General features: G+C 47.6%; 25 protein-coding genes. 18 read left to right on the top strand and 7 right to left on the bottom strand.

The window, feature by feature from the left end; genetic code table 11:
- Positions 1–39: 39 nt before the first annotated feature.
- Entirely contained in the window at positions 40–1,581 is a 1,542-nt protein-coding gene (locus V2I46_10785) for a HAMP domain-containing sensor histidine kinase (protein MEE4177986.1), read from the bottom strand.
- A 48-nt stretch (positions 1,582–1,629) separates the two neighbouring features.
- Positions 1,630–2,508 carry a polyphosphate kinase 2 family protein gene (locus tag V2I46_10780; protein ID MEE4177985.1) on the bottom strand — a complete coding sequence of 293 codons (879 nt, stop codon included), beginning with the start codon at positions 2,506–2,508 and terminating at the stop codon, positions 1,630–1,632.
- A 177-nt stretch (positions 2,509–2,685) separates the two neighbouring features.
- Between V2I46_10780 and V2I46_10775 the strand changes: the two genes are divergently transcribed.
- From V2I46_10775 to V2I46_10725, 11 genes are all read left to right on the top strand, one after another.
- Positions 2,686–4,200, top strand: a complete 1,515-nt coding sequence (locus V2I46_10775; GenBank protein MEE4177984.1) for a GH3 auxin-responsive promoter family protein — start codon at positions 2,686–2,688, stop codon at positions 4,198–4,200.
- Positions 4,197–5,021, top strand: coding sequence for a hypothetical protein (locus V2I46_10770; GenBank protein ID MEE4177983.1), 825 nt, complete (start codon positions 4,197–4,199; stop codon positions 5,019–5,021). The genes V2I46_10775 and V2I46_10770 overlap by 4 nt, the downstream gene beginning before the upstream one ends.
- Positions 5,022–5,047: 26 nt before the next feature.
- Entirely contained in the window at positions 5,048–5,662 is a 615-nt protein-coding gene (locus V2I46_10765) for a deoxynucleoside kinase (protein ID MEE4177982.1), read from the top strand.
- A gap of 11 nt (positions 5,663–5,673) precedes the next feature.
- On the top strand, positions 5,674–6,426 hold the full coding sequence (kdsB, locus tag V2I46_10760) for a 3-deoxy-manno-octulosonate cytidylyltransferase (GenBank protein ID MEE4177981.1): 753 nt from the start codon (positions 5,674–5,676) through the stop codon (positions 6,424–6,426).
- 190 nt (positions 6,427–6,616) lie between these two features.
- Positions 6,617–7,753, top strand: coding sequence for an SPOR domain-containing protein (locus V2I46_10755; protein MEE4177980.1), 1,137 nt, complete (start codon positions 6,617–6,619; stop codon positions 7,751–7,753).
- 25 nt (positions 7,754–7,778) lie between these two features.
- Positions 7,779–8,468: a tRNA (guanosine(46)-N7)-methyltransferase TrmB gene (gene trmB / locus V2I46_10750; protein MEE4177979.1), complete on the top strand. Its 690-nt coding sequence runs from the start codon at positions 7,779–7,781 to the stop codon at positions 8,466–8,468.
- A complete protein-coding gene (locus tag V2I46_10745; GenBank protein ID MEE4177978.1) occupies positions 8,461–8,796 on the top strand; it encodes an MGMT family protein in 336 nt (111 codons plus the stop codon). Before trmB ends, V2I46_10745 begins: the two co-directional genes overlap by 8 nt.
- A 78-nt stretch (positions 8,797–8,874) precedes the next feature.
- A complete protein-coding gene (locus V2I46_10740) occupies positions 8,875–9,963 on the top strand; it encodes an Mrp/NBP35 family ATP-binding protein (protein ID MEE4177977.1) in 1,089 nt (362 codons plus the stop codon).
- A 49-nt stretch (positions 9,964–10,012) separates the two neighbouring features.
- Positions 10,013–10,258, top strand: a complete 246-nt coding sequence (locus tag V2I46_10735) for a NifU family protein (protein MEE4177976.1) — start codon at positions 10,013–10,015, stop codon at positions 10,256–10,258.
- An 827-nt stretch (positions 10,259–11,085) separates the two neighbouring features.
- Positions 11,086–12,561 carry a serine hydrolase domain-containing protein gene (locus tag V2I46_10730; GenBank protein MEE4177975.1) on the top strand — a complete coding sequence of 492 codons (1,476 nt, stop codon included), beginning with the start codon at positions 11,086–11,088 and terminating at the stop codon, positions 12,559–12,561.
- Between the two features lie 86 nt (positions 12,562–12,647).
- A complete protein-coding gene (locus tag V2I46_10725; protein MEE4177974.1) occupies positions 12,648–13,358 on the top strand; it encodes a hypothetical protein in 711 nt (236 codons plus the stop codon).
- 211 nt (positions 13,359–13,569) lie between these two features.
- Here V2I46_10725 and V2I46_10720 read toward each other — a convergent pair whose 3' ends face one another.
- Both V2I46_10720 and V2I46_10715 read right to left on the bottom strand, forming a co-directional pair.
- Positions 13,570–15,216, bottom strand: a complete 1,647-nt coding sequence (locus tag V2I46_10720; GenBank protein MEE4177973.1) for an NAD+ synthase — start codon at positions 15,214–15,216, stop codon at positions 13,570–13,572.
- Positions 15,217–15,226: 10 nt separating this feature from the next.
- On the bottom strand, positions 15,227–15,907 hold the full coding sequence (locus V2I46_10715; protein ID MEE4177972.1) for a porin family protein: 681 nt from the start codon (positions 15,905–15,907) through the stop codon (positions 15,227–15,229).
- Between the two features lie 102 nt (positions 15,908–16,009).
- On the opposite strand from V2I46_10715, the gene V2I46_10710 reads away from it, so the two are divergent.
- The gene (locus V2I46_10710; GenBank protein ID MEE4177971.1) at positions 16,010–17,029 is read left to right on the top strand and encodes a hypothetical protein; all 1,020 of its coding nucleotides are present in this window, start codon (positions 16,010–16,012) and stop codon (positions 17,027–17,029) included.
- A gap of 3 nt (positions 17,030–17,032) precedes the next feature.
- Here V2I46_10710 and yihA read toward each other — a convergent pair whose 3' ends face one another.
- From yihA to V2I46_10695, 3 genes are read right to left on the bottom strand one after another with little or no spacing between them, the layout of a single operon-like run.
- Positions 17,033–17,644, bottom strand: a complete 612-nt coding sequence (gene yihA / locus V2I46_10705) for a ribosome biogenesis GTP-binding protein YihA/YsxC (GenBank protein MEE4177970.1) — start codon at positions 17,642–17,644, stop codon at positions 17,033–17,035.
- 42 nt (positions 17,645–17,686) lie between these two features.
- Positions 17,687–18,640 (bottom strand): GNAT family N-acyltransferase, encoded by a 954-nt coding sequence (locus V2I46_10700; GenBank protein MEE4177969.1) that lies wholly within the window; start codon positions 18,638–18,640, stop codon positions 17,687–17,689.
- 23 nt (positions 18,641–18,663) lie between these two features.
- Positions 18,664–19,533: a 1-acyl-sn-glycerol-3-phosphate acyltransferase gene (locus tag V2I46_10695; GenBank protein ID MEE4177968.1), complete on the bottom strand. Its 870-nt coding sequence runs from the start codon at positions 19,531–19,533 to the stop codon at positions 18,664–18,666.
- 317 nt (positions 19,534–19,850) lie between these two features.
- On the opposite strand from V2I46_10695, the gene mraZ reads away from it, so the two are divergent.
- The 6 genes from mraZ to mraY are packed head-to-tail and all read left to right on the top strand — an operon-like array spanning position 19,851 to position 26,529.
- Positions 19,851–20,327 carry a division/cell wall cluster transcriptional repressor MraZ gene (gene mraZ / locus V2I46_10690; protein MEE4177967.1) on the top strand — a complete coding sequence of 159 codons (477 nt, stop codon included), beginning with the start codon at positions 19,851–19,853 and terminating at the stop codon, positions 20,325–20,327.
- Entirely contained in the window at positions 20,311–21,210 is a 900-nt protein-coding gene (rsmH, locus tag V2I46_10685; GenBank protein ID MEE4177966.1) for a 16S rRNA (cytosine(1402)-N(4))-methyltransferase RsmH, read from the top strand. The genes mraZ and rsmH overlap by 17 nt, the downstream gene beginning before the upstream one ends.
- A 24-nt stretch (positions 21,211–21,234) precedes the next feature.
- The gene (locus V2I46_10680; protein ID MEE4177965.1) at positions 21,235–21,639 is read left to right on the top strand and encodes an FtsL-like putative cell division protein; all 405 of its coding nucleotides are present in this window, start codon (positions 21,235–21,237) and stop codon (positions 21,637–21,639) included.
- 34 nt (positions 21,640–21,673) lie between these two features.
- Positions 21,674–23,776 (top strand): penicillin-binding protein, encoded by a 2,103-nt coding sequence (locus V2I46_10675; GenBank protein MEE4177964.1) that lies wholly within the window; start codon positions 21,674–21,676, stop codon positions 23,774–23,776.
- Positions 23,777–23,789: 13 nt separating this feature from the next.
- Positions 23,790–25,241, top strand: a complete 1,452-nt coding sequence (locus V2I46_10670) for a UDP-N-acetylmuramoyl-L-alanyl-D-glutamate--2,6-diaminopimelate ligase (protein MEE4177963.1) — start codon at positions 23,790–23,792, stop codon at positions 25,239–25,241.
- Between the two features lie 31 nt (positions 25,242–25,272).
- A complete protein-coding gene (mraY, locus tag V2I46_10665; GenBank protein MEE4177962.1) occupies positions 25,273–26,529 on the top strand; it encodes a phospho-N-acetylmuramoyl-pentapeptide-transferase in 1,257 nt (418 codons plus the stop codon).

The following is a 26,529-nucleotide window of genomic DNA, read 5'->3' as shown; positions in this document are numbered from 1 at the left end:
CCTCATGAAACCTTTGTCATGAAAAATTGCTTTTCTCAGCTATTTGTTGAGAATAATGCGAAAGGTAGTGCCTTTATTGATCTCCGATCGTTTCACAAACAACTTGCCCTTGTGATAGTTTTCGATGATGCGCTTGCTCAGTGAAAGCCCGAGGCCCCAGCCTCTTTGCTTGCTTGTATAGCCGGGATTAAAGATCGTTTTGTGCTTCGATGCCACAATACCCTTACCGGTATCAGTGATATCAATCACCACATTTCTGGGCTGGTCCTCAATCTCAATGGTCAGGCTGCCCACGCCATCCATAGCATCCACTGCATTTTTGCAAATGTTTTCAATCACCCACTCATACAGGTTGGTATTGAGCGGCACCATAACTTCCTTGTCAGAAGACAGGATTTTAAAAGCCACCTTCTTTGAGGTTCTGTTTTTCATATATTCCACCGCCCCGCGGGTGGTGTCAATAATATTCACCGGTACCAGCTTAGCTGGGGAACCAATCTTTGAAAACCTTTCAGTGATGTTTTCCAGTCTTTTTACATCTTTTGTGATCTCTTTGATGGTGGCTTTATCCACCCCCTTCATCTTAAGGATTTCAATCCAGCCCACCAGGGAAGAAAGTGGTGTGCCCAGCTGATGTGCGGTCTCCTTCGACATCCCCACCCAAACCTGGTTTTGCTCAGCATTGCGGGCCGTGCTAAAAAGGATGTAGGCCGCCAGTAAAAAAATCCCAATGATCAGGAATTGGGCTAAGGGATAATATCTCAACTGGGTAAGCAGGAATGAGTTTGCATAGTGGACGTGGCATGTGCCATAGGTCGGCAGCTGGATGGTAATGGATGGGTTCCTCCCGGTAAGCGATTCAATGACCTCATTCACGCGAAGGGTATCTTCGGCCGGCGGCTGTTCAATATTTCCGGCTGCAATGATTCGTGAACTGGTGCTGTCAACAATAATTACAGGAACACTGGCCGAGTTGACTACGATCTCCGATATGAACGAGTCGATCAGGTCTTCCATCAGGCTGCGCAATTCGGTAAACACGTGCGAGTCCTGATAGAAAAGATATTGTGTTTCAATGCCGGGGACGTTGTGAGCTGTGATTGGAATGGGTGGATAAACAGAAAAATACTCGCGCAGTTCATCGGTTAGCACCTCTGGATTGCCGAAACGGGGATCCAGATTCCGGTAGTTTAGCACATTCCCCTGATGATCGGTGACCAGCACCGGAATGTTGGTATTCGACTGGATGATCTCAAGGTAAAGATTGTCGATGTTGGCATTAATGGGCAGCTCCATGATCCGCTGGTTGGCCATGTTCCACAGCTCCACCCGCTTGCGTTCTTCAGCCTGGATCTTCCCGAAAAATTCCTCTGTGTAGCTCACCAGGTTCGCCCTCCGCTCTACCGCATCTGCCCACAGCACCACCTTTTGCCGCTCATCCTCGGCAATCTTTCTCACTAGCACATCGGTATAGTAAAGGGATACACCCACAATGGCCGCGGCAAATACGAGCAGGAACAACTTCCACCGCTGCTTACTGGAATAAACCTCAAAACCGGCTATGCGCTTTAAAAACTTCAAGGATTGCTGGTGTATTAAATTAAAACGATAGTCAACAGGGCTTAGTATTTACTTGTTTTCGTTTTCCAAAATGACACGGGCCTTTTCAATGTCCTTCAGATGGTCCGGACCTGCATCCGGGTATTTCAGGTCGAGTTTTTCCAGGTGATTCACGAGGATTTCACAAACAGCCAGACGCATAAACCATTTCCTGTCGGCCGGGATCACATACCAGGGGGCAAAATCCTTGCTGGTATGTTTCAGCATGTCTTCAAAAGCCTCCAGGTACTTTTCAAAATATTGTCGCTCGGACACATCGCCCATCGTAAACTTCCAGTTTTTTGCAGGCTCATTGATGCGGTCGAGGAATCGCTCCTTCTGTTCCTTACGCGACACATGTAGGAAAAACTTCAGCACCAGGAAGCCATTGTTCGAGAAATACCTTTCGAAATTGGAGATATCTTTAAATCGTGTTTCCCAAAAGGCCTGGTCAGCCTGATCGACACTTTCCAGGCCCGGAAGATTTTGCTGCAGCAAAAACTCTGGATGCACCCTTACGGCAAGCACTTCCTCATAATACGAACGGTTGAAGATGCCGATGTTACCCCTTTCTGGCAATGCCTTGAAGCAACGCCACATAAAGTCGTGGTCAAGTTCTTCGCCCGATGGCGTCTTGAAGCTTTTCACCTGGCATCCCTGGGGATTTACCCCGCTCATCACGTGCTTGATGGTGCCATCCTTTCCTGCAGCATCCAGGGCCTGTAAAATGATCAGCACCCCGTGCCGGTTATGGGCATAAAGCTTATCCTGCAATGCCCGCAAGCGCTCAAGGCCTTTTTCAAAATCCTCCCGCGCTTCCTTTTTCCTTTCATAAGGACCCTTAAAATCCGTTGGATAATCCTTTAAAGACCTGGATGGATCAAAGAAAAATTCATTATTATAATCCATAGGGACTTTCATTAATGAAATTTGTTGTTGCCGATCAAATATAAAACTTTTACCCCGAATGCTTGCAATATGAATACGCCAGAAAACAAAATATCCGGTAAAAAAGACTGTCCCTCAAAAGTTTTGTCCTAAATCCGTATTTTTGCACGTTAGCCTCCATTAAAGAAATCGAATCCCATGCCCTTTTTAAACACCGTCATTTCCTGGTACCTGAAAAAAAGAATCCCGCAGATTGAATACTTCATGGATTATCCTTACGATGTCCAGGAAGATCAGCTCATGAAACTCGTCACCTTTTCTGAAGATACCGAATGGGGACGCAATTATGATTACGCGAGCATCCGCAATTATCAGGATTTCAAATCGCGTGTGCCCATTCAGGACTATGAGGGGGTCAAACCCTTTATTGAGCGTCTGCGCAAGGGCGAGAACAACCTGATCTGGCCTAGCGAGATCCGTTGGTTTGCCAAATCGAGCGGCACCACCAGCGACAAGAGCAAATTCATCCCCGTAAGCGATGAGTCCCTCGAGGATTGCCATATGAAAGGGGGCAGAGACGTGATGGCCCTCTATTGTCAGAACCGTCCGCAGAACCAGGTGTTCAACGGCAAAGGCCTGGTGCTGGGCGGCAGCCACAAGGTCAGCGAGTTCAATAACCGAGCCTATTTTGGCGATCTCTCGGCCATCCTGTTGCAGAACTTCCCCTTCTGGGGTGAATTCTTCCGAACCCCTGACCTCTCTTTAGCCTTGCTCGATGACTGGGAGATCAAACTCGACAAAATCGCCAACGCCACCATCAAGGAGAACGTCACCAGCATCAGCGGGGTGCCCTCGTGGAACCTGGTGTTGCTGAAAAGGATCCTTGAAATCACCGGCCGCAACAACATCCTCGAAATATGGCCCAACCTTGAGTTGTTCAACCACGGAGGCGTCAGCTTCATCCCCTACCGCGAACAATTTGAAAAGCTAATCCCCTCAAAACGGATGTATTATCTTGAAACCTACAATGCCTCTGAGGGCTTTTTTGGCATACAGGACAAGGCTTGCTCCAACGAAATGCTGCTAATGCTCGACTACGGCATCTTCTACGAATTCATCCCCATGGACGAGTTGGGCAAATCCGATCCAAAGGTACTGACACTTGAACAAGTGGATACCCAGACCAATTATGCCCTGGTCATCACCACCAACGGGGGTTTGTGGCGTTACCTGATTGGGGACACCATCCGCTTTACCAGTTTATCGCCCTACCGGATCCGCATCAGTGGACGCACAAAAAACTTCATCAATGCTTTCGGCGAAGAGGTGATTGTCGACAATACCGACAAAGCCCTCGAAGCCGCCTGCAAGGCCACCGGAGCCATCATTACCGAATACACCGCAGCACCCATTTACCTGAGTGACGAGGGCACCGCGGCCCACGAATACCTTATTGAGTTTGAGGTGGAGCCCGATGACCTGGACAAGTTTACCCACGTACTAGACAAGGAGCTGCAAAGCCTCAACTCTGACTACGAGGCCAAGCGAAGCGCCGACCTGATGCTCAAGATCCCGATGGTGCACAAGGTGCCCCATGAAACCTTCTTTCGCTGGCTGAAATCGAAGGGTAAGATGGGCGGGCAAAACAAGGTGCCCCGTCTCTACAACGAACGCAAATATGTGGACGAGATCCTAAAATTCATTCAGGAGTGAAGCATCTTCCCTTATTTCTGAGTACCCTTTTCCTGGGTTTTCTTACGCTCCTTAACTCAGGAACGAAAGCACAGCCGATATTCACTCCGGAAGACACGCTTTCTATCTCCTGCCATTTCTTTACCGTCGACCCCATTGGCAACCTGTATTGCGCCACCCACGATGGAATGACCAAATACAACGCGGCAAGAACCGAACAATGGCATTATTCAAACCCAGGCTACGGACGCATCCAAAGCATCGATGCCACCGACCCCCTCAACATCCTTGTGTTTCACCCCGACTTTCAGCAAGTCCTGTGGCTCGATCGCAACCTGGCTGAAAAGCCCCATCCAGAATCCGGCCCGGTCCTTTCACAGGAACTTCCTAAAATCATTTGCAGCTCTGCCCAAGGCGGTTTCTGGGTCTTTATGCCCCAAAGCGGCCGCCTTCGGCGATTCAGCCAGGCCTTGCGCCCCGAAGCTCAAAGCCTGCCATTTTTTGAGATCCTCCCGAGTTTTCAATCTCCGGTGTTTATGACGGAAAGCGAGGGAAAGGTCTATGTCAGCCAGCCCGACCAGGGCATAGCCGTTTTCGACGCCTTTGGCAATTTCCTCTCCCTCATGCCCCTCCGGGGCGTTGAACGTTTTCAGGTGATGGGAAATCAGCTCATCTGGTTTTCTGAAAAAGAAATGGTGGTTTTTGATTTTGTGCTTCAGGAGGAAAGATTATTTTTGTTACCTGAAACACGAATCCGTTCAGGCTTACTTATGGGCCGGAAAGTTTTCATTCAGACCGACCATGAAATAAAAATATTCAGGGCAGCCGGCAGGCTGTTTTAGTGTTTAACCTCAGAAAATAGTATATTATGCACATTGCCATTGCCGGAAACATCGGATCAGGGAAGACCACTTTGGCCGGATTGCTTTCGAAGCACTACGGCTGGGAAGCCCACTACGAAGATGTGGACACCAACCCTTACCTGAATAACTTCTATGAGGATATGCAGCGGTGGTCGTTCAACTTGCAGATCTATTTCCTCAACAGCCGTTTCCGGCAAATCGTAGAGATACGGGGTGGCGACAAAACGGTCATCCAGGACCGTACCATATACGAAGACGCCCGGATCTTCGCCCCCAACCTTCACGCCATGGGCCTGATGTCGTCGCGCGACTTCGAGAATTACAAAAGCCTGTTCGAGCTGATGAGTTCCTTCATCAAGCCCCCCGACCTGCTCATTTACCTCAAGGCCGGGGTGGGAACCCTGGTGAGTCAGATCCAGAAAAGAGGCAGGGAATACGAAAGTTCCATCCGCCTCGATTACCTCAAACGCCTTAACGACCTCTATGAGGACTGGATCGCCACCTACGACCTGGGCAAGCTGCTCGTCGTGAATGTCGACACCATCAAGTTCAGCGAAAACCCCGATGACCTGGGGCATATCATCCAGCGCATCGACGCTGAGATCCACGGTCTTTTCTAAGCCAAACCTGAATGAAATACATCGGCATCATTCCGGCCCGTTACGCCTCCACGCGCTTCCCGGGCAAGCCCCTGGCAATGATCGGCAACAAGTCGATGATCCGCAGGGTCTATGAACAGGCCATCCAGTGCAAACAGTTCGATAAAGTCGTGGTGGCCACCGATGATGAGCGCATCCTGAACCACGTGCTCCAATTTGGTGAAGCGGTAATGACAGCCAGCAATCACCGCAGTGGCACCGACCGCTGCCTGGAAGCCACTTCCCTTATTTCGGGCGAACAGGAGATCGGCGACGGCGATGTGGTGATCAATATCCAGGGCGATGAACCTTTTATCCAGCCCGAGCAGATCGAACTGCTTGCATCCCTCTTCTCCGACCCTGAAACCCTCATCGGCACCCTGGTGAAGCGTATCAACCAGTCCGACGATTTGTTCAACCCCAACATCGTCAAGGTGGTCTTCGACCGTAACTTCCGGGCGCTGTATTTCAGTCGCTGGGCCATCCCCTTCATTCGGGGAGCAGAGCTCGACGAGTGGCTGAATCACCACCGTTTCTTCAGGCATATAGGGCTGTATGGCTACCGTCTGGGCGTGCTGAAAAAACTGGCCAGCCTGCCCTTCGGAGAACTCGAAAAAGCCGAATCGCTCGAACAACTGCGATGGCTGCAACACGGCTTCCCCATCAAAGTGATGGAAACCGACCTTGCTTCTCCCGGAATAGACACCCCGGAGGACCTGGAAAGCATTCCGCCGCAGTGGCTGTAAAATACCCGGGTAACTTTGCCCGCTTTTTTGCGTAGAATCTACATATTGTAAATAGTTTTTCTTAATTTAGACCTGTTAAATGGTGCCGGCGTGTTTCCTCAATGTATTAATTTACAGGACTCAAAGAGGCTCAGGCAAGGCTTATGAATTCAAACAATAAACGCAGATCTTCTGGAAAAAAATTACACCTATGAAAATCGGAACCTACATCAGCGAACTGCTTTTTGATCAAGAATATGTCTTACTCCCGGGATTTGGGGAATTCTCAACCAAATACATTCCGGCCCGTTTCATTCCGGAAGAGAAGAAAATTGAATCGCCCAAAAAGGTAATTACCTTCAACGCCGAAAAAAAGGAAGGCGAGACTCCGCTGATTGCCCATATCGCCGGCAAGGAACTCAAGGATTTGAACGAGGTGAAGGATTACGTGGATAATTTTGTCCGCGAGATCAAGGAAACCCTGTCGTCGGGACAAAAGGTACAGCTCGACCGCCTGGGTATTTTCAGCAATGATGCCGATGGCAATCTGTCGTTTGATCCTGACTTGGGCATCAATTACCTGGCAGATACTGCTGGCCTTGATACTATAAGCGAACCGCCCAAGGCCACTGTGCCACCGGTGGTTACACCCGTGGTTGTGCCTGAAGAAATACCGGAAGCCGAAGCCCCTGCCGAAGCTGCTCCCGAAGAAGCCGAGCCCGAAGAAGTAAAGGAAGAACCTATAGCAGAACCTGTTGCCAAACCTGTGGAGGAACCCGTATCAAGGGAGGAAGAACCTGCTGCAGCCTATCCTGCCAGCCCCGAACCTGTCAGGCAGGATCTGCCCAAAGCCGTCAAGTGGCTGGCTTGGGTCATCATCCCCTTCCTGGTCGTCATCATCATCCTGGCTTTTAACTGGAACTTTATTTTTGGCAAGCGGAGCAAGGCCCCGGCCCCGAAAGCACAGACTGAACAGGCCGCCCCTGCTGCCGTTAGTGAAACTGACACCGAAACGCCTGCTGCTGAAGAGGTGACCCCCGAAGAAACCCCGGCTGCGGCTCAGCCGACCGCAGCGCCCGCCGCTGCGCAGGCCCCTGCAAAACCTACGCCCGGACAAAAAACCTATTTCATCGTTGTGGGAGCCTTCCAAGATGAAGCACAAGCCAACCAGCTGGTCAACGAACTTCAGGGAAAAGGCGCCAGCCAGGCACAGATATTTATGACCACCAACACGGGCTACCACCGGGTTTGCTACGCCTTCTTCACCGACCTGACACAAGCTGAAACCCTTTTGCCCAGGGTACAACAGGAGGTCAACCCCAACGCCTGGATCCTGCATCGTAATTAACTGAACAAAACATTTTTGTACTGTTGTGGGTAAGAAAAAACTGAAGCGCTTTGCCGAGATCGGAAGCTTTGCAAATGTGATTCAGCCGAATGACCGTTATCCCGTCGAGGATCATCCTTATAAAGGGCGCTGGAACGAGGCTTTTTTCAAAAACGATCATCCCATTGTATTTGAGATGGGATGCGGCAAGGGAGAATATACCCTGGCCCTGGCCCGGAAATACCCTGAAGTGAATTTCATCGGCATCGACATCAAGGGCGAGCGCATCTGGAAAGGTGCCAATCAAGCCCTTCAGGAAGGCATCACCAATGCCGCCTTTCTGCGCATACAGGCCGAACGTATCAATTACTTCTTCGGGCCTGATGAGATCAGCGGCATCTGGATTACCTTCCCCGACCCGCAGCCACGACAGTCGCGCCAGAAAAAACGGCTCACCTCTCCCCGTTTCCTCGATCGATATGCCGGCATCCTCAAGCCCGGAAGCCCTATCCACCTGAAAACCGACAGCAGGGAACTGTTTGAATATACCCTGGAGGTGGTACACGAACTGGGGCATACCCTGCATTACCACACCGCCGATCTGTATGAGAAGGGCAATGTGGACGAGCCCCTCATTAAAGCCATTCAAACGCATTACGAAAGCATCTTCAGGGCCGAAGGCATCCCCATCAAATACCTGAGGTTCTCGCTTAAAACCCCGCCCGACAATGGATGATCCCTCCTTTTTCGAAAAGGTTTACGAAGTGGTGCGCTGTATCCCCCACGGCCGCGTCACCTCCTATGGAGCCATTGCCGCTTACCTGGGTAGTCCGGGGGCTGCACGAATGGTGGGCTGGGCTATGAACGGCTCACACCATTGCAAGGATTATGTTCCCGCCCACCGTGTGGTCAACCGCCTGGGGATGCTCACCGGAAAACACCATTTCGGGGGTTCGCAACTGATGCAACAACTCCTTGAATCGGAAGGGATTGAAGTTGTTGACGACCAGATCGTTCATTTTCAGAAACACTTCTGGGACCCTGCAAAGGAATTAAGGTATTGAAATACTTTTTTCCTTGGCCATTTTCCTTGCCGTCAGCAAAAAAAGCATTACTTTTACCGATTCTAAATAAACACTATTGTGAACATCACTACCGAACAAGTATTGCAAGCCCTGGGACAGGTCATTGAACCCGATTTAAAGAAGGACCTGGTAAGCCTTGGGATGATCCGCGACCTTGAAATTGAGGGCAATCAGGTTCGTTTTTCAGTGGTTCTGACCACCCCTGCCTGCCCGCTGAAAGATAGCATCAAAAATGCTTGCATCCGCGCCGTCCACGAACTGGTCAGCAAGGATGCCGAAGTGGTGGTCAACTTGACCTCCAACGTCACCAGCACCCGCAAGCAGGAAGAAACCCTATTGAAAGGGGTGAAAAACATCATTGCCGTTGCCAGTGGCAAAGGCGGCGTAGGGAAATCGACCATTGCGGCCAACCTGGCCATCACCCTGGCCCGCAGCGGCGCCCGCACGGCCCTGCTCGATGCCGACATTTACGGACCTTCCATCCCCATGATGTTCGATGCCCTCGACGATCAGCTCCAGGCTGTAGAGATCGACGGGCATACCAAGGTCATCCCCCTGAAGAAACACGGGGTATCCATCCTGTCCATAGGTTTTTTTGTCGATGCCTCCCGCGCCCTGATCTGGCGGGGCCCCATGGCTTCGGGCGCCCTCAAGCAGCTCTTCACCGATGCCGACTGGGGCGAACTCGATTATATGATCGTGGACCTGCCGCCCGGTACGGGCGACATTCACCTCTCGCTGGTGCAGACCGTGCCCCTGACAGGCGCCGTCATCGTCACCACCCCGCAGGAGGTAGCCCTGGCCGATGCCCGCAAAGCCGTCAGCATGTTCTCCAACGACAATATCCACGTGCCCGTGCTGGGCGTGGTCGAAAACATGGCTTGGTTCACCCCCGCCGAACTGCCCGAAAACAAGTATTACATCTTTGGACGCGAAGGCGGCAGGAAAATGGCCGAGGCCATGCACCTGCCCTTCCTCGGACAAGTGCCCCTGATACAATCCGTCAGGGAAGCCGGCGACCAGGGAAAACCCGAGGTGATGCTCGACAACAGTATTTCGAAGCCCTGGTTCGACAGCCTGGCAGAGAAGCTGGCACAGCAGATCTCCATCTCAAACGCCAAAAGAAATGAAAAAGTGGGCGTTTAAAGCCCCGCATATTGCAGTCAAAATTTGTCCAACCTTTAAATAAGTCTCTATGTCTCAAAATCAGAATGCTGAACTCATCCAGAAAGTACAGAATGTCATCGACCAGATCCGCCCCTACCTGGAGGCCGATGGTGGAAATATTCGCTTTGTTGAATTAACCGAAGACAACGTGGTCAACGTTGAACTGCTTGGCGCCTGCGGCTCCTGCCCCATGAGCACCATGACCCTCAAGGCCGGCGTTGAACAGGCCATGAAAAAGGCCATCCCCGAAATCAAGTCGGTGGAAGCCATCTAAACCCTTTGAAAACCATTCCTGAAACCGTCTGCCGGACTTTCCCGGCGGACGGTTTTTTATTACCCGGCCACGCCCCCACCGGCCATTTACAGCGATAAAGGCTAAAAAAACCCAACCACAATCCTACCAAAGTCCTGCTTTGGTCGTGTCAGGCAAGGCCTTATCCGAGCCCGGCACGAGCATAACACGAGCATGGTAAGAGCATGGTCGAATAGAAAAAGAAAAATTAAAAATAAAAAATGAATAATTAAAGACAAGAGTTGAGAAATAATAAGTGAGAGGTGAAAAATAAAAGAATCCGGCTGGCAGCAGCTAAAAGAACGGTTGCCCTGCTGGAAAAGGGAGAAGAAAATTTCGGCGGGGAACAACCTGGGAATGTTTCCCGAAAAGCGGGAGTGACAAAAGGCCAGGAGGAAAGACTCATAAACAGCAGGACGTTTTACCCAATCCTTTTAAGGAGATTCTTATGGCAACCCTAAGATATAGCCATTTGGCACAAATATAGGGGTGCGCATTGGAGGTTCAGAAATGGCTTTATCTACGAGGTGTTTTTTTATTGTCATTCCTTCGCTTTTACAATTCAATAATGCCCATGTCTTTTCCCCCATAAGGGTGAAATAGCGATTGAAATAAAGCCCCTTAACTATGCCTGCCGTTTTTTTATAAATCCTTATATTTGAAAAGTTTAACAAAAAAAGATGATATAATTTTTCAATATCGGTTGTAAAATATTAAGTTAAGCTTTTCGTTTTCAGAAGCTTAATAATATGGCTTTCAATTGATAATGGATTTTGGGAATAACATGTAAACCAAACCCATATTCTATCATGAAGAAATTAAAAATGCTTTTTTTCAATTCACTCATGGTGATTCTTTTTTTTTCATGCACCCCTGGCAATGAAAACAAAGGCCTCGGGAATGAAATCATCCACGGATTAAGGCCGGCGGTTTATACCAGCGAAAGGCAAGTGACCTATGATTTAGAGGAACGTATGGAATACTGGAATGTTCCTGCAGTTTCCCTGGTTGTGGTTGACGGCATGCAAATCGTTTATTCGGGCGCATTCGGGGTGAAACGGATGGGAGATACTACCAGGATAAATGAAAATACTTTATTCCAGGCTGCATCCGTGAGCAAACCTGTCGCAGCCGTTGGGGCGATGACCCTGGTTCACCAAAATGAACTGGATCTCGACACAGATATCAACCAGTTGTTGCAAGGCTGGCAGTTGCCCCATGAAGCGTTTGAGCAAAAAATTACCCTGAGGAATATTCTCTCTCATTCTGCAGGTTTAAATGTTGGAGGTTTTGCCGGGTACCCATCGGAAGAATCCTTACCAGGTTTGCTGGAAATTATTGAAGGAAGACCTCCTGCCAACTCCCATGCCGTCAGAGTTGTAGCTGAACCCGGGACAAAATTTATGTATTCCGGAGGGGGATACCAGATCATGCAGAAGATCATGGAGGATGTCACCAAAAAACCTTTTCCGAAGATCATGGAAGAAAATGTTTTTAACCCCTTAAATATGACCAACAGTCATTATGCACCCCTTGACTCTGCTGAGAAAATAAATGCGGCATATGGGCATTTTACAGAGGAGCACATCCCCAATTATGGACCCATCCATGTGGAGTCAGCAGCTGGTGGGCTCTGGACAACACCTACGGATTTAGGGAATTTGTTAATAGATTTGATGAAAGCATACACCCATCAAGAATCAAAAATATTAGACCCTGAAACGCTACATTTAATCATGAAGCCGGTTTTCTGGGAATACGGTTTTGGATTTAAAGTAGTGGGTGAAGGGCAAAACTTCCGCTTCAGCCATGGGGGCGCTACCACAGGTTGGCATGCTCATTTTTTGGCTTTCCCTGAAAGAGGGCAAGCAGTCGTTGTAATGACTAACGGAACCAATGGTTGGGTACTTTGGCCTGAAATTGAAAGGTCGGTGGCTAACATCCTGGGATGGCCTATTCTGGAGCCAAAATATATTGAAACTATTGAGCTAACAGAAGATGAAATAAAAGGATATACAGGCGAATATATAATGAATGGTTTGAATATTCAAATCACTTCAGACTCCTTGGGTTTAAATTTTGAAGGAGCAGGATTAAAATGGTATCTCATCCCATCGAAAAAAGACACGCTTGAGATTGTCGATATGGAAGGACAGGTGTTTTTCAGAAGAGATGAAAACCTTGCTGTGACCGGGATGCATTTGTGGTTTGGGGAACCCGACTGGTCTCCTTACAGGTCATGGGATTTTATCAAGTCAGACCATCAATCTGGTTTGGTTCCCTGAACCCTTTCTGAAAAATTAGGAAAAGAAATCGAGGCGCGTTATTTGCACACTCAAGACAATAGATTGTTTACAAAAAATTTTCAATCATGTTAATTCAAAAAAGAAACGATTTTTTGTGTTTTGGTTTGCTTATTTCAGCAGTGGTTGCTGTTCACTATGTTATAGCCTGGTGGCCGGATGTAGAAATGCTTCAAAGCCAAAAGTCCCTATTCTCTTGGAAAGCTATCGGGATTATTGGTTCCCTGGGATTTTTCAGTGTGTATCTCCTGAATTTAACCGGGTTGAAGAAATTGTGGGATGGCAGGGTTGGCCTGAATTATAAAATCACACTTCCCTTCGTTACAGGGCTACTATTGGGAGTCATCCACTCAACGTATGACCTGTTTAGCGGGGCAGCATCAGAAATAGCTGCAACGATGGGTTTGGAAAATATCCATATTGCATTTCCTTTCTCCATACCTGTTTATTCGGGGGGCGCCATACTGGTAAATACTATTTATTATCTGATCCCGATTCCCATCCTGGTATTCCTTGTTTCAACCAAAATCCTAAAGGGAAAAGCAGAAAGTATTGTATTTTGGACCGTTGGTATCCTGATAGCCTTATTCGAGCCCCTGACCAATCCCGGCGTATCTGTGCTTAAGCAAGTGGGGCCGGTGGCCATTCCGCTGTCAGTATCTGTTCTGGTTTTCAACCTTGTAACTGTGCTATTTATCCGAAAATACGGTTTTGTTTCCGCCTATTTTTTACGGTTTGGTCATTACGCAGTTTGGCATATCCTTTACCCGATCATTTAATCCCTCGTTTGCAGCAAGGTCAGCATAACATTTAAACAGAAGGCTTTTTCCAATGCTACCACGTGCGTTTATTCCCAGCAATTCCCAATATTCACAAAGATTCGTTCATCCTATTAATGAATGTGGGGGGGCTCTATTGCCTGAATCCCGTAAAATTCAGTGAAACTGTATAAGAATGTCCGAAAAAGGGACAACAACAATGGTTATTATACTATTCGGGGAATCGGGCCACCAAAGGCATTTTGCGCCCTGATCCGAAGGCTTTTTTCGATACCCTAAGAATGGGCGGGGTTTGATGACGCTTGTATTCGTTGGCGTTGACCATCCGCAGCACTTTTTTTACCAGCTCTTCAGGATGCCCGCCGGCAACGATCGCTTCGGCCGACATTTTCTTTTCAATGTAGCTGAAAAGGATGTCGTCGAGGATCTCGTAAGGAGGCAGGGAGTCGGTGTCGCGCTGATCAGGTTTGAGTTCAGCCGAAGGAGGTTTGTTGAGGATATTGACCGGGATAATTTCCTGGATGCAGTTTATGTACTGCGACAGGCTGTAAGCTTCGGTTTTGTATATATCGCCTATTACTGCGAGTCCCCCGCACATATCACCATAAAGGGTTCCGTAACCCACAGCGGCTTCGCTCTTGTTGGATGTGTTTAGCAGGACATACCCAAACTTATTTGCCAGGCCCATCAGTATGACTGCTCTAGCCCTTGCCTGCAGGTTTTCTTCAGCCACCCCAGGGGTAGTTCCTTTGAAATAGGGGCCAAGAGAATGTTGCAGGGCACCGAAGGTTTCATTGATGGGAATGATATCGAAGGGCACACCCAGGTTTTGCGCCAGCTGAACGGCATCATTGATGGAATGGTCGGTGCTGTATGGCCCGGGGAGTAATACGGCACGGCAGTTTTCGGGTCCCAGGGCATCAGCGGCAAGGACCAGCGTAAGAGCGCTGTCGAGTCCACCCGACAGTCCAAGGATGGCTTTTTTCAGGCCCAATTTTCCAAAATACGCCCGGATGCCAAACACCAGTGCCTGATAAATTACTTCGTTTTTTTCGGCTTCGCTAAGCTTAAGTGGGACAGGTTGCTCCTGGCTATTAATTACATCCTCTAGGTCGAACACACGTATACCTTCAGTAAAGGAATCGATGCGGCCCACCAGTCCTCCCTGGGGATTGTAAACAGCCGATTGCCCATCGAAGAGCAATTCGGCATGCCCACCCATTTGATTGGCAACAAAAAGCGGGAGACCATACTGGCGGGCGTTTTCTGAGAATGTATAGTGGCGGTCGGCCAGGTGGCTCCAAGCAAAAGGGGAAGCTGAGATGTTGATCATCAGATCGGGCTCCTCGCGAATCAGCACATCCATTGGGGTCATGGAATACAAAGCATGCACATCCAGGTTCCAGAGGTCCTCGCAAATGGTCAAGGCAATCTTCTTCCCTTTGAAATTGATTGTCTTAAAAGATGAAGCGGGTTCAAAATACCGGTACTCATCGAAAACGTCATAAGTGGGAAGCAAACCCTTATGGTAAGTGGCACTGATCTCGCCCTCGGCCAACAGGAAGGCAGAGTTAAGCAAGCGCTTGCCAAAGGCCTGGGGATTGCGACTGGGAGCACCTATGATGGCAGCAATGCCGAGGCATTGGCTGGCTATTTTACTGACGCCTTCTTCGCACAAATCAATGAAATGGTCCATTTCGAGGAGATCGCGGGGGGGATATCCGCATATCGCCAGTTCAGTAAACACCACCAGGTCCGCGCCCTGTGAACGGGCCCTGGCAAGGGCGTCAATCATTAAACCGGTGTTATGCTCGAAATGCCCTACGATAAAATCCAGTTGGGCCAGGGCAATTTTCATTTAGAAAGGTTTAGAACATGATCCCAAAAGTAAGTTCAAGGAAGTTGTTGATGGCGCTGGGTTTACGGCCGATGACATCATTGGTCCCTTTCAACACATTGGTAAACCCGTTGTTGAAAGTAAGGCCACCAACAAGGGCTGTTCTTCCACCAAGGGAATATTCGACCCCTAACCCCACGATCAAAGAGCCGCGCAGGAGGCGGGTTTCGCTTTTGATATCCTCGCGTTCGATGGTGATCTGGTCGCCGGAGGATTCATAGCTGTCGCTGGCTCTTGAGCGCAAATTAACCCCAAACCCAAAACCAAATCGCCCATAATAGGTCAGGTAACCGATCTCCTGGGTATGCATTTTGATGGTCAGGGGAATCTCAAGATAGTTTAACTTATAAGTCCTGGACAGATTCACCTGTTCGGTGACTGAAAGCTGGTAAGGATAAACCAACTTTCCTCCCACCATATTGATACTTATGCCGGTGGAGAAATCGTAAAAGTCACCGAGGCGAATGTCGCCAACAAATCCATAGGCGAATCCAATGCGTAAACCATCGCTTGTATAGTTACTGATTTCGGGACGCATCCAGGCAATGGATGGAGAGGCCTTTAAACCAAAACGAAATCCGCTGGGATCCAATGAAAAAGCAGCAGGGGCTAACAATGCAAGCAATATAACCGACAACAGTATTTTTTTCATAATTTTGGCATTTATAATTAAATACAATATTAACCATTATTTTTTATTTTTTGAGATTTAAGCAAAGCCAGTTTTGGTTTTAACCCCAAATTAAGATTCCTTATGAAGATCCGTTTAAACACCCAAAACCTTATTTTGATCCTTTTCCTTTTTTCCGTTGTTTTTGTTTCATGCGGTGGAGCAGGCAAAAAGCCGCATTACCAGGCTGATATTTCCGGGATCAAAATAGATCCGGTTTCCATTAACCGGTACGAGGAAATGCTCTTCAGCCTGAATCCCTTTGCCCTGAAGGAAGAAATTCAACCTTTCATTGATCAGTATGCTGTTTTCCTGGGCGAAAAGATTGAAACGGAGGAAGGACAACAGCAATTGTTTGATTATATTACCGATCCTCAAATCCGTGAATTGTATCTCGACACCGAAGAAGTCTGGCCTGATGTAGTTACCCTGGAAGGAGAACTCACGGAAGCATTTCGCTATTACCGCTATCATTTCCCCGAACAACAAATCCCAAGCGTTTTCACCTATATTTCAGGGTTGGATTATCAGTACCCGGTAAAGGATTTTGAAGGCAGTTTGGTGATTGGGCTCGATATGTACCTTGGGAAGGATTATCATTTATATCCTAAAGTCGGGGTTCCTTCCTATCAGACTTTTGGCATGCAGCCTGCCTTTGTGGCCATTGATGTGATGAAGTTGCTGGGAGAAAGACGGCTGGGAGAAATGTCAGCCTTACCCGAACGCTTTCTGGATTTCATGGTGTATGAAGGCAAGATCCTGTATTTTCTTGATTGCATGCTGCCCCAGCATCACGACACGCTGAAAATGACCTATACCAGTGAACAGCTTGGTTGGCTTCAAAACAATATGGGCAGGGCCTGGTCGTATTTCCTGGAAAATGAAATGCTTTATTCGAGTGACCGGCAGATTATCATTAAATTTCTTGGGGATGCCCCTTTTACGGCACCTTTTTCGAGGAATGCTCCGCCGCGAACGGCATCCTATATAGGATGGCAAATCGTAAGAAAATATATGGAAAAGAACCCGGATAAAGGGCTGATCGATTTATTCAGAGAGAATGACGCCCAGAAGATCCTGAATCAATCGGGTTTCAGGCCCTGATCCCTAAAGCCCTTCGGCTTCAAAGCCCTGGTTGAACGATTCAATCAACTCCAGAATGTCTTCGCGGCCCAGCCCGGTTTCACTGCTTGTAGCCACATAAGGGGGCAGAGGCTCCCATTGTTCGGAAAGCACCTTCATATAGGCCGCAATAGAGGATTGCCGTTGGTTGTGGGTCAACTTGTCGGCTTTGGTGAAAACCAGGTAAAAAGGAATTCCCCGGCTGCCCATCCAAGCCATGAATTCAAGGTCATTTTTCAGGGGTTCGTGGCGAATATCAATGAGCAGAAAGGAACAGACAAGATTGGGCCTTTTCAGCAAAAAATTCCGGATCATATTATCCCATTTCCGCTTGATTCTGACGGGGACTTTGGCAAATCCAAAGCCTGGAAGGTCGGTCAGGTACCAGGCCTCATTGATCAGAAAATGATTGATCAACTGGGTTTTACCCGGGCTGGATGATATTTTGGCCAGTTTGGAAAAGCCGGTAATGGAATTTATCAGTGAGGATTTCCCAACATTTGACCTCCCTATAAAGGCGTATTCGGGCAAAGTGCTCTCGGGACATTCCGCAAGGGAAGGTGAACTTTTAATGAATTCTGCTGAACGAATCACCATGAATAGCCTTTCTGGTCATTTAAAGGAAAAGTATGCTTCCATTTATTCCAAGTCCCTGTTTTCGAGGTAGCTCTTCATATACCGATCTTTCTTAGCTTCATGGATATCTGCAACGGTAATCAGGATGCCGGTCTCCTCTACCCCTCCGAATTCATGGTTGATGGCTGAACCAAAGGTTTTCATGGTAGAGCTCAGGGCAGCATAAGCATTGATGAGGGGTGGGATGGTTTCCTTTTGTTTACGGACGGCCTGGGAGAGCAGCCTGAAGTTCTCTTCCAGGTTATTTCCAGTAAAGACCTTCTCCAATTTCTCTACGGGTGTTTTCAATTCCAGGGGTTCGATGGGGTAAACCAGGTTTTCAGGATCGGGGAAAAACCGCCTAAGGAAATAGAGAATCAGGTCGCGGGCATATAAATTAAAATGGGTATACATGGTGACCTTTCCAAAATAATATTTAATATCAGGATAATCAATCACCAAGGTTCCCAAGCCATCCCAGAGGTTATCGAGGGAAAAAATGCTTTTGCGGTTTTCCCTGGAGGGCTGATAAGCAGGCTGAACGAAAGACCGACCCAGCTCAACGGTATAAGGAAAGTATTCGTTTAGAAATTTCTCAGAGAAACGAAACAGGCCAGAAGTGGCTAGCTTGGGCACACCCAGACTGTCAATCGGGGCGTCCTTGCATAGAAGATAGCGATAGCCTCCTACGATTTCTTCCTGTTCGGGATCCCAAACGATCAATTGTTCATAGGGCTGGGAACCGATATCGTAGTGGTCAATGTCGAAAGGTTTACCCGTACCCCCGCCGGCTGTACGAAAGGATAGTTCGCGCAGCCTTCCGATTTCGCGCATTAAATTAGGCGCATTGTTGGCGTTTATCACATAAATTTCATTGGAAGCGTTATTGGTTTTTCTTAGAAAACGCTCCCGGGTTAGCTCACCCTTTATCAGATCCCTGGCTACGGGGGGGATCAGCCCCTCTGTATTCTCCTTCATCTTGCTGGTTAAATTTGAAACCTCTAAACCTGAAATTTCAACTGGCCTTTCGGCAAACCGTAAACATGTGCCTTCATCCTTTCAGCCCACTGCTTATGCGTTAACGCATTAGTAAAGGTAGTGTATGAAACAGGTTCACCAAAGGTAATCGTAATATTTTTGTTTTTTTGCCTGAACATTTCATCGGGCAAATACAGCATCTCGATATTGGCCTTAATCCTTAAACGTTTCCGCCAGCGGGCCAGGTTATAAAAAAACCAGGAATTATTCCCATCGATATGAACCGGGATAATATCGCGCTGATATTTGATCGCTTTTGAAATAAAGGTTTTTTTCCACTCGAGGTCATAGATCCCATGCTTTTGTTTGCGCGAAACCAAACCGGCCGGAAAGATCAGGACTGCTTCATCTGACCTGAAAAGTTCGTCGAGCATACGGACTGCCTCATAGGAGTTGCGGCCGTGCTTGTTGATGGGCACAAACAACTCCTTGACATTGGGCAACTCCATGAGGATATCGTTGGCCAGGAATTTAAAGTCTTTCCTTTTCTTTCCCACCACGTGCATTAACGCCATCCCATCGAGCCCACCCAGGGGGTGGTTGCCGGCGACAATATAACGGCCTTCTTTGGGCAGGTAGCCAAAGTTCTGCGTGCGGATGTTTACCTTGAATTCATTCAGAAGGATTTCCTCCAGAAATTTATGGACATCAAGGTGATGAAGCCGACGCAAAGCGGCATTCATCTCATCCTGGTGAACAATCCGCTCCAGATACCGGATGATGAACTTGGGAATGTAAGGATAGATCTTTTTTCCCTTCTTCCGGAAAACACTGTCAACATCCAAAAAATCCCCAACTGGTTCTTCCTCTTCTTCCCTCATTAAATCATCCATGTGCGTATGCAGTAAAAAATTAATCCATTAAGCCATTCAGGTAACCTTCACGATGCAGAAAGGTCTGAAGCTGATAACACAAAATTAAGGATAATCCAAGAAAAAACATCGCATTCGCTAATAATCTGTATTCCAAAAACATGTATTACCAAATTAAATAAATGAAATTCTTTAATAATTGAATATCAGCCATTTATGAATTTTTTCTTTAAAATCAAGGGTTTCAAGGGCAAAAAGTTATCAACAATGTGGTAAAAAGTGGTAAAAAGTGGTAAAATTTGCCTTATATTTACAAACCAAAACCAATTCGTGGGAGAATGACATATCTTCTTGGAGAATTTGATATTAAGGTCGACTCCAAAGGCCGCTTCATGTTACCCTCTGGCTTGAAAAAGCAACTGATGGATGGTGACCAGGAGCGATTTGTCATTAACCGTGGATTTGAGAAAAACCTTACGCTATATCCGCAAAGCGAGTGGCAAAAGATTTCGCAGGAAGTAAACTCCCTGAATTTGTATAACAAAAAGAATCGTGAGTTTGTGCGATACTTTTTCAGGGGAGCTTCAGAAATCACGCTGGACGCAGCGAACCGATTGCTATTGCCCAAGTCGTTGCTTGAATATGCGGGGATAGATAAGGAGATCGTTCTTTTTGCATATGGACAAAGGATTGAGATCTGGGCAAGAGATGTTTACGAAGCAATGATGAACAATGAGCCGGAGGACTTCTCTTCGCTGGCGGAGGATGTCATGGGAAAAATCACCAAAGATTCCGGAAATGACAGGATATCATAAACCGGTTTTGTTGGGGGCTTCCATTGAAGGGCTTCAGGTGGTTCCTGAGGGGCGATTTGTTGACGCTACTTATGGAGGCGGGGGTCACTCAGCCGCCATACTTAAAAAACTGGGAGATGGAAAACTCATTGCTTTTGACCAGGACCGGGATGCTGAGGCCAATGTACCGGATGACCCAAGGGTCTTGTTTCTGAACCAGAACTTTCGGTATTTAAGGAATTTCCTGAAACTCTACAGCTTAATACCGGTGGATGGCATCCTGGCCGATCTGGGGGTATCGTCCCACCAATTTGACCAGGCCCAACGTGGATTTTCGATTCGTTTTGATGGTCCTTTGGACATGCGCATGAACCGGGAAGCCGGACTTACGGCCCGGGAAGTCATCAACGAATATCCAACGGAGAAGTTGGCAGACCTGTTCTTCCTTTACGGAGAACTGCGGAATGCTAATAAGATTGCAAGATCCATTGATCGACACCGAAAAGAGAGAAGCATTGAAACGACCCTTCAACTTACAGGAATCTTGGAGAAGCTGGCCCCAAAAGGAAAAGAAAACAAATTCTTTGCTCAGGTTTTTCAAACCCTCCGGATTGAGGTCAATCAAGAACTGGAAGCTTTAAGGGAGTTCCTTGAGCAAAGCGCCGATGTTTTGAAGCCAGGGGGGCGCCTGGTAGTGATCTCTTATCATTCGTTGGAGGACCGTTTGGTTAAGCACTTTATGAAGTCAGGCAACTTCAAGGGAGAAATTGAAAAGGACTTTTTTGGCAATCCATTGACGCCAATGGTTCCCATCGGGAAAGCGCTCATGGCCGGGGAAGAAGAAATGGAGCAGAACAGCAGGGCGCGCAGTGCCAGGTTGCGGATTGCAGAAAAAAGAACATAGAAGGAAAACACGGGGAATCAATAAATGGGGGCAAATAAATACAGACAGGAAAAGAAGAAAAAAACAGCAACCAAAAAGGGAGCTGTTTCGCGTTTCATCCACAACATATTGGATGGAAGTATCCTCACGAGGGAAGGGATGGCTGCATCACTGCCTTTTTTCTTTTTCCTGACAGGATTAGCTCTTTTCCTGATATCCAACACCTATTACGCAGAAAAAAAGGCACGTGAAGTGGAGGCTTTGCGCAAGGAGATCGTTGAGTTGCGCACCCGGCACACCTTAACGAAGTCGGAGCTGATGTACCTGAGCAATCAGTCGGAGATCGCACGCAGGCTTCACAGCCGGGGGTTTGTGGAATCAACAGTTCCGCCAAGGCAAATTCCTTCCAAAATATCGAATGGAAATCTGCTGAAAAAACTCATTCAATAAACTGAAGAAAACCAACAAACAGTCACTGGCAACAATGGATGAAAGGAAACAAATAATATTACGGACTTACCTGGTATATTTTGTCATGGTAATCTTCGGGTTTTCCATCCTGGTGCGGGTCATTTTTATTCAGACCGTTGAAGGAGAGTATTGGCGGGAGATGGCTAAAAATTCTACCATCCGTTATGAAAACATTGATGCCATTAGGGGTGATATTTGTGCTGATGATGGCCGGTTGCTTGCCACCAGCGTACCCATTTATGAGATCCGGATGGACCTTAGTCCTGAGGTAATCTCAGAGGAAGTTTACCGGCAAGGGATCGATTCGCTGGCATTGCGGCTCTCCCAACTTTTTGGTGACCGCTCAAAAGCCCAATACCTGCAGACGCTTAACCAGGCGCGAAACAATAAGGAGCGGTATTTCCTTGTCAAGCGTAATGTAACCTACAACCAGCTTCAAATCTTGCGAGATTTCCCAATTTTCAGGCTTGGCAAGTACCGTGGCGGCCGCATTGAGAATGAGCATGCCCGTAGGGAAATGCCTTACAGGACCATGGCTGCCCGCACCATTGGATACGAGGCCGAGGGTGTATATGTAGGCCTTGAAGGTGCTTACCGACGTGAGCTGGAAGGGATCCAGGGGAAACGCCTTATGCAGCGCTCAGCAGGCGGAAGCTGGGTGCCCATTAATGACGAAAATGAGATTCAGCCGGAAAACGGAAAAGACCTCATAACTACCATTAATATCACTATGCAGGACATGGTTGAAAATGCCTTGCTGAAGCAATTGAACAGGTTTGAAGCAGAGTTTGGGACTGCAGTGCTGATGGAGGTGTCCACTGGAAAGATCAAAGCCATTTCGAACCTGACCAGACAAGGTGATGGAAACTACCGTGAAACCTACAATTATGCCGTTGGGGAAAGTGCAGAGCCCGGATCGACCTTTAAACTGGCAAGCATGCTGGCTTTGCTTGAAGACGGGAAGGTAAATCCAGATGACATTGTTCATACCGGGGAAGGAGCAATCCGCTATGCAGACCGTATCATGCGAGATGCCAGGGATGAGGGTCATGGCAGTATCACAGTTAAACATGCTTTTGAGGTATCTTCAAACGTAGGCATTTCGCAGCTAGTATTTAATGCGTATAAGGATCGTCCCCAGCAGTTTATCGACAGAATAAAGGCACTGAAATTGGATCAACCTTTGGGCCTAGAAATTGCCGGTGAGGGCAAACCCTGGATCAACGACCCCAAGAGCCCCTCGTGGTCAGGGGTAACTCTTCCCTGGATGTCAATTGGCTATGAAGTATCCTTAACACCCCTGCAGACCCTATCTTTATATAATGCAGTTGCCAACCAGGGGCAAATGATGAAGCCGATGTTTGTGGAAGAAATCAGGCAAACTGGGAAAACCATCAAACGGTTTCAGCCCGAAGCAATTCAGCGGAGCATTGCCAGCCAGTCAACCCTGAAGTTGATCCAGGAAATGCTGATTGGAGTGGTTGAAAACGGAACAGCCAAAAACATTTACACCCCCCTGTATTCCATCGCCGGGAAAACCGGGACAGCCCAGGTGGCCAACACAAGCCAGGGATATCGCAACACAAGTGGAAAAACATCTTATCGCTCTTCCTTTGTAGGTTTTTTCCCGGCTGACCAACCGGCATACAGCATGATCGTGGTAATACACAATCCCAAGGGATATATTTATACCGGCAGCCAGGTTGCAGCCCCCGTATTCAAAGAGGTGTCAGATAAGATCTTTGCCACCCAATTAGAGTACCCCCAGCCCCAAACCACTGAGAATCTGCTGGCCTATCTCCCATCCTTTGGCAATGCTAATGCGGAGGATGTCAGGACCATTTATTCGGCTTTCGATTGCATGATGATCGACAATATTCAAAGCAGCTGGACAACTACAGTAGCCAGTAATGATACTGTCAGTTTCTGGGAGAAAAACTTAATTGAAAATCTGGTCCCTGATGCCGTTGGCATGAGTTTGAAAGATGCTTTGTATGTACTTGAAAATGCAGGTCTTCGTGTACGTTTTACTGGCCGTGGAATTGTCAGGCGGCAAAGTCTCCAACCAGGAGTGAGGGTCAATCCGGGCTATCAAATCTATATTGAGTTAAACTGAAAATTCAGAATTATTGGAGAACCTTCGTGACATATTATATAAAACTGAACTGCTCGAAACGCGGGGATTTACCGACCGTGTAGTGGAAGCCGTGGCGTTTGACTCGAGAAAAGTAGTGCCCGGCACACTTTTTGTTGCAGTAAAAGGGCTTACCACCGATGGCCACCTATATATCTCCAAGGCCATAGAAAGCGGTGCTACTGCAATTGTATGCGAAGAGTTTCCTGAAGAGACACCCGAAACGGTCACCTTTATAAAAGTCAGGAATTCAGCATATGCTCTTGGCATCATCGCTTCAAACTTCTTTGACAACCCTTCGGAAAAACTAAAACTGGTCGGAGTTACCGGCACCAATGGAAAAACTACGATAGTTACCCTCTTGTATGAGCTGTTTTCGCAACTGGGTTATACCTGTGGCTTGATCTCAACGGTACGCAACCTAGTTGGAGAAAAGGAAATCCAATCCAACTTTACAACCCCTGATCCCCTGCAGTTGAATGGCCTTCTGCATGAAATGGCTAATGCAGGTTGTGAATTTGTATTTATGGAGGTCAGTTCACATGCAGTGGTTCAAATGCGCATTGCCGGATTGACCTTTACAGGCGGGGTGTTCACCAACCTCACCCACGACCACCTGGATTTTCACAAGACCTTCAGTGAATATCTGAAAGCGAAGAAGACCTTCTTTGACCAGCTTGATGCGCGGGCATTTGCCATCACCAACCTGGATGATAAGAATGGCAGGGTGATGTTACAGAACACCCAGGCAAGGAAAAAGACCTACAGCCTGAAAAATATGGCTGATTACAAAGGCAAGATTTTGGAAAACGGTTTTTCTGGATTACAGCTCCTTATCGATGGAAAAGAAGTCTGGTGTAAGCTGGTAGGTGAATTCAATGCATACAACCTTCTGGCTATTTATGCTACTGCACGTATGCTTGGCCTCGAGCAGGATGAAGTGCTGACTGCCCTGAGTACTTGTAAACCTGCAGAGGGCAGGTTTGACTTTTTCAATGGACCAAATGGAGTGATTGGAATAGTAGATTATGCCCACACTCCGGATGCACTTGAGAATGTATTGAAAACCATAGATGAAATACGGACGGGGACAGAGAAACTGATATCGATATTTGGTTGCGGAGGAAACCGTGACGCGGCAAAGCGTCCGCAAATGGCAGCCATTGGAGCCAGACTTAGCAACCAGGTAATCCTGACCAGTGACAATCCCAGGAACGAATCGCCCGAGCAGATCATTGAAGAAATGAAAGCCGGCCTTGACCCTGTCAGCATTAGGCGGACGCTCACCATTGTAAACCGGCGTGAAGCCATCCATGCGGCATGTGCCATGGCAAACCCGGGTGACATTATCCTGGTTGCTGGCAAAGGACACGAAAAATATCAGGAGATCATGGGGGTAAAGTACCCCTTTGACGATAAGGAGATTTTAAAGGAATACCTGGGCTGAGCCAGGGGCAAATAAACGAAAGAGCAGAGCCATGCTGTACTATTTGTTCGATTACCTTGATAAAGCATTTGAGATTCCAGGAACAGGCGTGTTTCAATACATCTCGTTCCGTGCAGGCATGGCTGTGATTTTTTCGCTTTTCATTACCATGATCTCTGGCCGCAGAATCATTCGCATGCTTCAAAAGAAACAGGTCGGAGAGGTCGTACGTAACCTTGGGTTGGATGGTCAAATGAAAAAACAGGGCACACCTACCATGGGAGGTATCATTATCATTGCGGCCATTCTTATCCCAACATTGCTTTTTGCCAAACTGGACAATATATATATTATCCTGATGCTGATGTCAACCATATGGCTTGGCGTTATTGGCTTCATTGACGATTACATCAAAGTTTTCAAAAAGGACAAAAAGGGGCTGCATGGGCGATTCAAAATACTGGGACAGATCATTCTGGGCATTATTGTAGGGACCACCCTTTATTTTAATGACTCCGTTGTAATAAGGGAGAAGGATAACCAACCCCTGGAATTTGAAAACACCAGCCAGATAATGGTGCTGGAGGATTCATCAGGTCCGGCATCAGCATTTTCAATCGAATCGGTCAAATCAACCAAAACAACCATCCCCTTTTTTAAGGATAATGAATTTGACTATGCTGTATTGTTGAAATTTCTGGGAGGGGATTATTTCAAATGGTCATTCCTGATTTTTATCCCCATCGTCATTCTTATCATTACGGCAGTTTCAAACGGTGCAAACATAACGGATGGCCTTGACGGGCTGGCAACAGGAACTTCGGCCATCATCGGTGCTACCCTGGGAGTCCTGGCTTATGTGTCAGGTAATACAGTGTTCGCAAACTATCTGAACATCATGTATATCCCTATGACAGGCGAGCTTGTGATCTTTATAGCGGCCTTTGTAGGGGCCTGTATCGGCTTTTTGTGGTACAACACTTATCCTGCTCAGGTTTTTATGGGTGATACAGGCAGCCTTGCCCTAGGAGGAATCATTGCGGTGTTTGCCATTGTTATCCGCAAGGAATTGCTAATACCCTTGCTCTGCGGCATTTTTCTAGTCGAGAATCTGTCGGTAGTTATGCAGGTGAGCTGGTTCAAGTTCACTAAAAGACGCTATGGAGAAGGACGAAGAATTTTCAAGATGGCACCCCTCCATCACCATTACCAGATTCTGGGGTACCATGAGGCTAAAATCGTACAGCGGTTCTTAATTGTTGGGATCATCCTGGCCGTGTTCAGTGTGATAACATTAAAACTGAGGTAA

The sequence above is a fragment of the Bacteroides sp. genome (assembly GCA_036351255.1).
Classification (GTDB): domain Bacteria; phylum Bacteroidota; class Bacteroidia; order Bacteroidales; family UBA7960; genus UBA7960.
This window is presented reverse-complemented; position numbering and strand designations above follow the sequence as displayed.